Below are 10,397 nucleotides of genomic sequence, written 5' to 3'. Positions count from 1 at the left end.
CGAACCGGTCGTCACGGTGCCGTTGTCCATTGTGGACGCCGGTACCGAGGAGGCCGCCCGGGCCGCGGTCGACGCCGCCGCGGCCGAGCCGTTCGACCTGGCTGCCGGCCCGCTGCTGCGCGCCACCCTGGTGCGCGTCAGCGACGACGAGCACCTCCTCGCCGTGTGCACGCACCACATCGTCGGCGACGGCTGGTCGGTCGACCTGCTGCTGCGCGACCTCGCGGCGGCCTACCACGGGACGGCGGCCGCGCTGCCCGCGCTGTCCATCGGCTACGGCGATTTCGCGCACTGGCAGCGCCGGACGCTGACCGGCGCCGAACTGGACCGGCAGCTCGACCACTGGCAGGAAACCCTCCGCGGCGTCGAACCACTGGAGCTGCCCACCGACCGGCCGCGGCCGGCGACCCAGGCGTTCGACGGCGCGATCCACGAGTTCTTCGTCGAAAAGGACCTCGTTCGGGCGCTGGGCGACCTGAGCCGCGAGCACGGCGTCACGTTGTTCATGACGCTGCTGGCCGCCTACCAGGTCCTGCTGTCCCGGTACTCCGGCCAGGAGGACTTCGCCGTCGGCTCGTCGTCGGCCGGGCGCGGGCTGCCCGAGCTGGAAGGCGTGGTCGGCATGTTCATCAACATGCTGCCGCTGCGCGCCCAGCTCGACGGCGACCCGGGCTTCACCGAGCTGCTGACGCGGACCCGGCGGCACGTGCTCGACGCGTTCGACCACGCCGACGTCCCGTTCGAACGCCTGGTGAACGCCCTCGGCGTCCCGCGGGACGTGAGCCGTTCGCCGGTGTTCCAGGCGATGTTCGTGCTGCAGAACTACGAGATGGGCCGGCTGGGCACGGCCGGGAAGTCCGAAGTGGACTTCCGCTGGCTGCCGATGGACCTGCCCGCGACCCGGTTCGACTTCGAATTCCACGCCATCGAGGTCGAGTCCGGGCTGATCGCCAAGTTCGTGTACAACACGGCGTTGTTCGGCGCGGAGACCGTCGCCGGGATGGCCGGGCGCCTGGTCACGCTGCTGCGTTCGATCACCGCCGACCCCGTGCGGCCACTGTCCGAACTGGACATCCTGGGGAACCAGCGCGACCTGGTCCTGAACCGCTGGAACGACACGGCGGGGGACATCCCGCCGGGCACGCTCCACGCGCTCGTCGAAGCGCAGGTGGCCCGCACGCCGGACGCGCCCGCGCTGACGTTCCGCGGCTCGTCACTGTCCTACCGGGACCTCGATACCCGCGCCAACGGCGTGGCGCACCGCCTGCGTGAGCTGGGCGTCGGGCCGGGCACGCTGGTCGGAGTCTTCGCGAACCGCTCGTTCGAGCTGGTCACCGGCCTGCTCGGCGTGCTGAAGGCGGGCGGCGCCTACGTGCCGCTCGACCCGGAGTACCCCGCGGACCGGCTCGCGTTCATGCTCGAAGACGCGGGCGCTCCGGTCGTCCTGACCCAGGCCGCGCTCCGGGACACCCTCCCGCCGAGCGCCGCCACCGTCGTCGTCCTCGACGACATCAGCGGTTCGGCCGGGCCGGTGGATCCCTTGGCGAGCGCGGACGATCCCGCGTACGTCATCTACACCTCGGGCTCCACCGGGCGGCCGAAGGGCGTGCCGAACGGGCACCGCGGGATCGTCAACCGGCTCGACTGGATGCAGCGCGAGTACGGCCTCGACGGCTCGGACGCGGTGCTGCAGAAGACCCCGGCGAGCTTCGACGTCTCCGTGTGGGAGTTCTTCTGGCCGCTCATGACCGGCGCCCGGCTGGTCCTGGCGGAGCCCGGCGGGCACAAGGACGCGGCGTACCTGCGCGAACTCCTGGACTCCGAGGGGATCACGACGGCGCACTTCGTCCCGTCGATGCTGACGTTGTTCCTCGCGGAGCCGGGCATCGAGTCGGTGACGGCGCTGCGCCGGGTGGTCTGCAGCGGCGAGGAACTCCCGCTCGACACCGCCCGCGAGTTCGTCCGGCGGCTGCCGCACTGCGAACTGCACAACCTTTACGGCCCGACCGAAGCCGCGATCGACGTCACCGCCTGGCACTGCACGGCCGAAGCGCTCGCCGGCGTCGCGTCCGTGCCGATCGGGGCGCCGATCCGCAACCTCCGGATCTACGTCCTCGACCAGCGCGGAAACCCGTGCCCGGTCGGCGTGCCCGGTGAACTCCACATCGCCGGCGCCGGGCTCGCGCTCGGCTACCACAACCGGCCGGAGCTGACGGCGGAGCGGTTCGTCGCCGACCCGTTCCACGGCGGCCGGATGTACCGCACCGGCGACCTCGCGCACTGGCGGGCCGACGGCACGATCGCGTTCCTCGGCCGCCTCGACCACCAGGTCAAGCTGCGCGGCCTGCGCATAGAGCTGGGCGAGATCGAGGCCCGGATGCGGGAGCAGCCCGGTGTGGCCGACGCCGTCGTGCTCGTCCGGGAGGACACGCCGGGGGACAAGCGCCTGGTCGGCTACGTGGTCGGCGACGCGGACGGCCTGCGGACCGCGTTGAAGGAGACGCTGCCGGACTACATGGTGCCGCCGTCGTTCGTCACCCTCGACGCGCTGCCGCTGACGCCGAACGGGAAGCTCGACCGCAAGGCGCTGCCCGCGCCGGTCGCCGCCCGGGACGCGAGCACCGCGCTGGTCGAGCCGTCCACGCCGCTCGAAGTCCTGCTCGCGGACATCTGGCGGGACGTGCTCAAGGTCGAGGAACTGGGCGTCGACGACGACTTCTTCGACCTCGGCGGCCACTCGATGCTCGCCACGCAGGTGGTCGCGAGGATCGCGAAGGCCGGGCACCAGGCCGGCGTGATGGACCTGTTCCAGCACCGCACGATCCGCGAGCTGGCGGTGTTCCTCGACGGCGACCGCGACGACTCGGGGCACCTGCTCTACGAGCTGACCAAGCCGGTCGCGAAGCCGACGCTCACCTACGTCTGCTTCCCGTACGGCGGTGGCAGCGCGATCGTCTACCAGCCCCTCGCGGACGCGCTGCCCAGCGGGTATTCGCTGTTCTCGGTCGCCATCCCGGGCCACGACGTCGGCCTGTCCGAGGAAGCCGTGCCCTTCGACGAACTGGTCGAGCGGCTCGCGGACGAGGTCCTCGAACGGATCGACGGGCCGCTGGCGATCTACGGCCACTGCGGGGTCGGCAACGCCCTCGCCGTCGGCGTCTCCCGGCGGCTCGAGGAGCGCGGCCGCGAGCTGGAGGTCGTGCACATCGGCGCGATCTTCCCGTTCGCGCGGATCAAGGGCGCGGTCGGGACGCTGCGGACGCGGCTGGAGAAGCTGCGCAGCAACCGGTACTACGCGAACTGGCTCAAGGGCATGGGCGTCGACACCGACGACCTCGACCCGGCGCAAGCCGACCGGATCATCAGCAACATGCGCGCCGACAGCCGCGCCGCCGAGGAGTACTTCAGCGGCCTGCTCGACGCCCGCGTCGCCAAGCTGCGCGCGCCGATCATCTCGGTCGTCGGCTCGGAGGACCCGGTCACCGACTACTACGCCGAGCGCTACCGCGAGTGGGAGTTCCTCACCGACCGCACCGGGCTCGTCGTGCTGGACCAGGCGGGGCACTTCTTCCTCCGCTACCGCGCGGAAGAGCTGGCGGAGATCCTCACCCGGGTGCACCCCGCCCTGGACGAGCCCGGTGACCTGCACGTTTCGGTGCGCGAGGAGACGGCGGGCTGGGCGGTGCACGACACCCACCGGTCCGAAGTGGACGACAAGCCCGCGGTGAAGCCGAGCATGGCGCGGTTCGTCACGGTCACGGCCGGCCAGCTGGTGTCCTCGACCGGCTCGGCGCTGACGTCGTTCGCGGTCCCGATCTGGCTCTACACCAGAACCGGCTCGGTCACCGACCTCGGCCTGCTCTGGGCCCTGGCGCTGCTGTGCGGGGTGCTGGTGCTGCCGGTGGCGGGCGCGCTCGTCGACCGCGGCGACCGCCGGAAGATCATGATCGCGGCGAGCGCGATCGCCGGCGTCATCCAGCTCGCGCTCGCGGTGCTGCTGACCGTCGGGAACCTCCAGCTCTGGTGGCTCTACGTGCTGATCCCGCTCGGGTCGGTCGCCGGGTCGATCCAGCGCATCGCGTACCAGTCGTCGGTGGCGCAGCTCGTGCCCAAGCAGTACCTGGGCCACGCGATGGGCCTCGCCCAGCTGTCCAACGGCTTCGCGCAGCTGCTGATGCCGGTCATCGCGGCCGGGTTGCTGGCGGCGATCCAGCTGCGCGGCATCCTGATCCTCGACATGGCGAGCTACGTCTTCGCCATCGTCAGCCTGCTGTTCGTCCGGTTCCCCGACCTGCTCGGCTGGCGCCCGCGCGAGCCGCTGCTGACGGCGATCGCGGGCGGCCTGAAGTACTCGTGGAACCACCGCGGCTTCCGCACGATGCTGCTGTACTTCGCGCTGGCCAACGTCTTCCTGGCGCCGGCGCTGGTCCTCGTCTCGCCGCTCGTGCTGTCCTTCGGCACGGTCACCGACGTCGCCCAGGTCGCGCTCGCCGAAGCGGTCGGCGCGGTGGCCGGCGGGATCGGCATGGCCCTGTGGGGCGGCCCGCGCAAGCGGCGGATGGTCGGCGTGCTCGCGGGCAACGTCGGCATCGCGCTCGGCAGCCTCGTGATGGGGCTGCGGCCGTCGCTGATCGTGGTCGCCGCGGGCGTGTTCCTGCTGGCCGCGGCGATGGCCGTGTCGCAGGGCATCTACGCGACGCTGGTGCAGGTCAAGGTGCCGCAGCGCTACCACGGCCGGGTGTTCGCCATCAACCAGACGATCACCTGGTCCACGCTGCCGATCGGGTTCGCCGTGCTCGCCCCGCTGGCGGTCGGCTGGTTCTCGCCGCTGCTCGCCCCCGGCGGCGCGCTCGCCGGGTCGGTCGGCACGGTCCTGGGCACCGGCGAAGGCCGCGGGGTCGGACTGGCGTACGTCGTCTACGCGCTGATCCTGCTGCTGATCAACGTCGGCGGGTTCGCCGTGAAGCTGTTGCGCCGCTTCGACACCGAGGTGCCGGACTCGCTGCCGGACGACCTCGTCGGCGCGCAGGAACGGGAGCGCAGGCTCGCCGGGAAGGAGGCCGCGTGAGCGACGTCGTGCTGATCAGGGAAGCCCGCGGGCACTGGGTCGGCGAAGTCGCCGCCGCGGTGCACGCGGCCGGGCACCGCGCGGTGCTGCTCGCGCCGCCGGTGGACGAGGCGTCGCCGGCGGGGGTGGTGGACGAGGTGATCGCGGTCGACGACGTCTACGACGCCGAAGCCGTCGCCGCCACGATCCGCTCGGCGATCGGGGTGCCCGCCGCCGTGCTGACCGGGTCGGACGGGGCCATCGCGAGCACCGCCCGGGTCGCCGAGCTGCTCGGCGTCGCGCGGTGCCCGGCGTCGGTGTTCGCCTTGTGCGCGGACAAGTTCGCGGTCCGGGAAGCGCTGGCGGCGGCCGGGCTGCCGGGTCCCGCGGCGGCGCTGATCTCCTCGGCGTCCGAAGCGGCCTCCGTCGCCGAGCGGGTCGGGCTGCCCGCGATCGTCAAGCCGGTCAACGGCGCCGGGAGCAACCTCGTGCGCACGGTGTCCACCGTGGACGAGCTGGCGGCCGCGTACGAGCTGCTGGCTTCGCGGCTGCCCGAGTCCGCGGATCCGCGCTACCACCGTCCACTGGGGACACTCGACCCGGCCGCGACATTCCTCGTCGAGAGCCTGTTGCGGGGCCCGGAGTACGCGGTCGACGTGCTGGTCCGCGACGGCGTCGCCGAGCCGATCGAGATCCTCGACAAGCCGCTGATCGACGAGCGCAAGTTCGAGCTGGTCCTGTCCTGTCCGCCGGCCGGGCTTTCCGATGAGCGGGCGGAGCTGGTGGCTTCGGCAGCGTCGTCGGCGGTGCTGGCGCTGGGCCTGGACAACACGATCGCGCACGTCGAGGTGATCGACGACGAGCGGCGCGGCCCGACGATCGTCGAGGTCAACGCGGGCCGCCCGGCGGGCTCGATCATGCCGCTGCTGGCCAAGCTGCGCACCGGCGTCGACGTGTTCGCCGAGCTGACCGCCCTCGCCCTCGGCGCGCCGCCACCGGCGCGAGAGCCGGCGAAACTGCCGATCCCGCTGGCCATGCTGATCCTCTACGCGGCCGGGTCCGGCACGCTGACCGGCATCGGCGGCCTCGACGAGGTCGCCGCGCTGCCGGAGGTCGTCGACGTCGTCACAACGGTCTCGCCCGGCCAGGTGCTCACCGACGAGCAGGAGACGTACGCGGTCAACCTGGTCGTCGCCGGGTTCGCCGACCACGAGGACCTCGCCGCCCTGCACGCCGAAGCGAGCAAGCTGATCCGCCTGGAGGTCGCGTGAAAACCGCGTTCATCGTCCGCGAGACGCGCGGGCAGTGGATCGGCGACTTCGCGGCCGCCGTCCGCGCCGCCGGGTGGCGGGCCGAACTGGTCACCGAGCCCCTCGGAGACGGAGAGCGGGCCGAACTGGGTTCCCTGGTCGACGGCTTCGCCGTGGTCGACGACGTCCGGGACGCACCCGCGGTCGCCGAAGCGCTCCGCGACCGGGCGCCCGGCGCGGTGCTGACTGCGGCGGAAGGGATCATCGCGAGCACCGCCCGGGTCGCCGACCTGCTCGGCGTCGCGCGTTGCCCGGCAGAGGTGTTCGCGGTGGCGCACAACAAGTTCGCCGTCCGGCAGGCGCTGGCCGCCGCCGGGCTGCCGGGACCGCGAGCCGCGCTCTTCGCCGACCCGGCCGAGGCGCCGCGAATCGCCGCAGAGGTCGGCCTCCCGGCGATCGTCAAGCCGGTCAACGGCGCCGCGAGCACGCTCGTCCGCACGGTGTCCACTGTGGACGAGCTGGTCGCGGCGTACCACCTGCTGGCCACCCGGCTGCCGGAGAACTCCGACGCGCGCTACCACCGGGTGCTGCCGGGCCCGCTCGACCCGCTGCGGGTGTTCCTCGTCGAGAGCCTGCTCGACGGCCCGGAGTACGCGGTGGACGTGCTCGTCCGCGACGGCGCCGCCGAACCCGTCACCGTGGTCGGCAAGCCGCTGATCGACGAGCGGAAGTTCGAGCTGGGCATGGTCTGCCCGCCGTTCGGGCTGTCGGGCGAGCGAGCTGGGCTGATCACCGAAGCGGCGACCGCGGCCGTGCTGGCCCTGGGCCTGGACTCGACGTGCGCGCACGTCGAGGTGATCGACGACGCCGCGCTCGGCCCGGTGGTCGTCGAGGTCAACGCCGGCCGTCCCGCCGGGGGCGCGCAACCGGCCCTGCTGCGGCTCGCCACCGGCATCGACGTCACCGCCGAAGCCGTGTCCCTGGCACTCGGTACTCCGCCGCCCGCGCGCGGCAACGGGCTGCCCGTGCCGGTCGGCTACCTGATCGTCTACGCCGAAGGCAGCGGGCGGCTGGTGCGCGTCGAGGGCACCGCGGAAGTCGCGGACCTGCCGGAGGTCCTCGACGTCGTCACCATCGTTTCCCCCGGCCAGGTGCTCAGCGACGACCAGGAGATCTACGCCGTCAACGTCCTCGTCGCCGGGTTCGCCGACCTCGACGACCTGGCCGCGCTGCACGCCGAAGCCGCGAAGCTTGTCCGATTCGAACTGGAGGAGTCATGACCGCCGATCTCGCGGCGCCGCTGGGGCAGCTGCAGGGCAACGAGCACACGAAGATCGCCGTCTTCCCGGCCGCGGACTTCGCGGCCGTGGAGGCGCAGCTGCCGGCGGTGCGGGACCACCTGCGCGACCACGGCGCGATCCTGCTGCGCGGCCTGCCCGCCGACCTCGACCTGTTCAACCGGGTCACCGAGACGATCGGTGGCGCGCTGCTGACGTACACGGAGCGGTCGACGCCGCGCTCGAACGTGGCGGGCAACATCTACACCTCGACCGAGTACCCGCCCGCCGAGTCGATCCCGATGCACAACGAGAACTCGTACTCGGCGAGCTGGCCCGCGCGCCTGTTCTTCCTGTGCGACACCGCCGCCGAAACCGGTGGGGCCACGCCGATCGCGGACAGCCGGGCGATGTACCGGCTGCTGCCGGAAGACCTGCGGGAGCGGTTCGCCGGCGGTGTCACGTACACGCGCGCGTTCCGCGAAGGGCTCGGGCTGACGTGGCAGGAGGCGTTCCAGACCGAGGACCGCGCGGTCGTCGAGGACTACTGCGCGCGCAACGGGCAGACGTTCGAGTGGACCGAGGACGGGCTGCGCACCCGGCACGTCCGGCCGTCGTTCGTGGTGGAAGAGCACACCGGGGACACCGTCTGGTTCAACCAGGCCAACCTGTTCCACGTCTCGAGCCTGGGTGAGGAGGTCAGCGAGGCGCTGCTGGAGCTGTACCCGGAGGCCGACCTGCCGCGCAACGCCTACTTCGCCGACGGCAGCCCGATCCCGGTCGCGGACCTCGAGAAGATCGGCGAGGTCTACGACGAGGTCAGCTACGCGTTCCCGTGGCAGAGCGGGGACATCATGGTGATCAACAACATGCTGATGGCCCACGGCCGCGAGCCGTTCACCGGCAAGCGGCGCATCCTGGTGGCGATGACGGGATGACCGCACCGGTCGTCGTGCTGCTCGCGCACCCGCGGCCCGGGAGCTTCAACCACGCGCTCGCCGACCGCGTCGTCGCGGCGCTGGAGCGGGCCGGGGTGCCGGTGCGGTTCCACGACCTGTACGCCGAGGGCTTCAACCCGGTGCTGACCGCGGAGGAGGCCTACACCAGCGGGACCCGGGCGGAGGAGTTCCTCGCCGCCGAACCGGACCCGCTGGTGCGGCGCCACCGCGAGGAGCTGCGCGAAGCGGGCGGGCTCGTCGCGATTCACCCGAACTGGTGGGGCAAGCCGCCGGCGATCCTCAGCGGCTGGCTCGACCGGATCCTCGTCCCCGGTGTCGCGTACCGCCTCTCCGACGCGGGTGGCGCGCCCGAGTCGCTGCTGTCGTTGCGGCGGCTGCTGGTGGTGAACACGTCCGATACGACCGAGGAGCGCGAGCGGACGTTGTTCGGCGACCCGCTAGATGCGATCTGGCGGCGCTGCCTGGCGCCGTACCTCGGCGAGCCGGAGGTGCGCCGGCTCGTGCTGCGGGTGGTGGCCGACGCCGGTGCCGAGATCCGCGCGGCGTGGCTCGACGAGGTCGAAACCGAGGTGGCGCGGCTCTTCTGACCGGTCGCGCATGTAGTGAATGACTCATTCATGTCGTCAGGCGACATGAATGAGTCATTCACTACGTCCCGAACTGGGGGCGGTCAGCGGTAGGTGTCGAGGGTGAGCTTCGCCGCCTGCGCGATCAGGCGGTCGTCGTGGTCGGCGTCCGCGGTCTTCCGGTCGGACAGCACCACCAGCACGATCGGCGCGCGCCCCGGCGGCCAGACGACCGCGATGTCGTTGCGCGTCGCGTAGGCGCCCGTGCCGGTCTTGTCGGCGACCGTCCAGCCGGCCGGGGTGCCCGCGCGGATCAGCGCGTCACCGGTGCGGTTGGCGCGCATCGTGTCCGTGTAGAACGTTCGCTGCTCGGCCGGCAGCGCCGTGCCGAGGGCGAACGCGCGCAGGTCGGCCGCCATCGCGCGCGGGGTGCTCGTGTCGCGGACGTCGCCCGGGGCCAGGTCGTTGAGGCCCGGCTCGATCCGGTCGACGTGCGTGGTCGTGTCGCCGATCCCGCGCAACGCGGCGGCCAGTCCCGCCGGGCCGCCCAGCTCGCGGAACAACAGGTTCGCGGCGGTGTTGTCGCTGTAGCGCAACGCCGCGTCGATCGCGTCGCGCAGGGACAGCCCGGTGCCGGCGTGCTTTTCGCCGACCGGCGAGTTCGGCTGGACGTCGGCGCTGGTGTAGGGCAGCACCTTCGCCAGGCCCGCCATGCTCGTGCGCTGGAGGACGGCCGCAGTTGAGAACGCCTTGTGCGTCGACGCGTAGCCGAAGCGCTCGTCGGCCCGGTGGGCGATCTCGCGGCCGGAACCGGTGTCGATCGCGTACACGCCGAGGCGGGCGTCGAAGTCGCGTTCGAGCGGGGCGAAGTCGGGTTGCGCGACCGTGGATGTCGACGGCGGTGCCGGCGGCGCGGACGGCGGTTCCGCGGCGCACGCGGTGAGCGGGACGAGGGCCAGCGCGGCGAGCGCGGCCCACCGGACGTGGGGGAACGGCACGGTGCTTCCTTCCGGTCTTGATCGACATCCGCAGTCTCACCGCGTTCGCTCATGCTGTCCAAGACGGAACCGCGCCGATTGATGCCGGAATCGCATAGAGTGAGGTCGTGGACCTGGTCGGCGGCTGCAGGGCGTTCGTGAGCGTGAGCGAGACGGGGAGCTTCACGGCGGGCGCGGCGCTCGCGCGCATCCCGCAGCCGGTCGCGAGCCGGCGGATCGCCGCGCTCGAACGGCACTTCGGCGAGCGGCTGTTCGACCGCTCCACCCGCCGCGCGCGGCTGACCGCGTTCGGGCGCGACC

General features: G+C 72.3%; 7 protein-coding genes. 6 read left to right on the top strand and 1 reads right to left on the bottom strand.

Annotation, left to right across the window (positions count from 1 at the left end):
• The first annotated feature begins 16 nt into the window (after window positions 1-16).
• From G3I65_RS40830 to G3I65_RS40810, 5 genes are read left to right on the top strand one after another with little or no spacing between them, the layout of a single operon-like run.
• Entirely contained in the window at window positions 17-5,068 is a 5,052-nt protein-coding gene (locus G3I65_RS40830) for a non-ribosomal peptide synthetase (RefSeq protein WP_309235952.1), read from the top strand.
• Entirely contained in the window at window positions 5,065-6,318 is a 1,254-nt protein-coding gene (locus tag G3I65_RS40825) for an ATP-grasp domain-containing protein (RefSeq protein WP_160700825.1), read from the top strand. The genes G3I65_RS40830 and G3I65_RS40825 overlap by 4 nt, the downstream gene beginning before the upstream one ends.
• On the top strand, window positions 6,315-7,577 hold the full coding sequence (locus G3I65_RS40820) for an ATP-grasp domain-containing protein (RefSeq protein WP_160700824.1): 1,263 nt from the start codon (window positions 6,315-6,317) through the stop codon (window positions 7,575-7,577). Before G3I65_RS40825 ends, G3I65_RS40820 begins: the two co-directional genes overlap by 4 nt.
• On the top strand, window positions 7,574-8,512 hold the full coding sequence (locus G3I65_RS40815) for a TauD/TfdA family dioxygenase (protein WP_160700823.1): 939 nt from the start codon (window positions 7,574-7,576) through the stop codon (window positions 8,510-8,512). The genes G3I65_RS40820 and G3I65_RS40815 overlap by 4 nt, the downstream gene beginning before the upstream one ends.
• A complete protein-coding gene (locus tag G3I65_RS40810; RefSeq protein ID WP_160700822.1) occupies window positions 8,509-9,120 on the top strand; it encodes an NAD(P)H-dependent oxidoreductase in 612 nt (203 codons plus the stop codon). Before G3I65_RS40815 ends, G3I65_RS40810 begins: the two co-directional genes overlap by 4 nt.
• 83 nt (window positions 9,121-9,203) lie before the next feature.
• On the opposite strand, the gene bla is transcribed toward G3I65_RS40810, so the two are convergent.
• Window positions 9,204-10,097: a class A beta-lactamase gene (gene bla, locus G3I65_RS40805; protein ID WP_160700821.1), complete on the bottom strand. Its 894-nt coding sequence runs from the start codon at window positions 10,095-10,097 to the stop codon at window positions 9,204-9,206.
• A 107-nt stretch (window positions 10,098-10,204) separates the two neighbouring features.
• On the opposite strand from bla, the gene G3I65_RS40800 reads away from it, so the two are divergent.
• Window positions 10,205-10,397: LysR family transcriptional regulator (locus tag G3I65_RS40800; protein WP_160700820.1), on the top strand; the 193-nt coding region annotated here is incomplete at its 3' end.

This window comes from Amycolatopsis sp. SID8362, assembly GCF_010550475.1.
GTDB classification, from domain to species: domain Bacteria; phylum Actinomycetota; class Actinomycetes; order Mycobacteriales; family Pseudonocardiaceae; genus Amycolatopsis; species Amycolatopsis eburnea.
Note: the sequence above shows the minus strand (reverse complement) of the source record. Positions and strands in the feature narration are given on the sequence as shown.

What these genes read in the sequence shown, in the direction of transcription:
- G3I65_RS40810 (WP_160700822.1), top strand. Translation starts at nt 8,509, where the DNA reads ATGACCGCACCGGTCGTCGTGCTGCTCGCGCACCCGCGGCCCGGGAGC.
- G3I65_RS40815 (WP_160700823.1), top strand. Translation starts at nt 7,574, where the DNA reads ATGACCGCCGATCTCGCGGCGCCGCTGGGGCAGCTGCAGGGCAACGAG.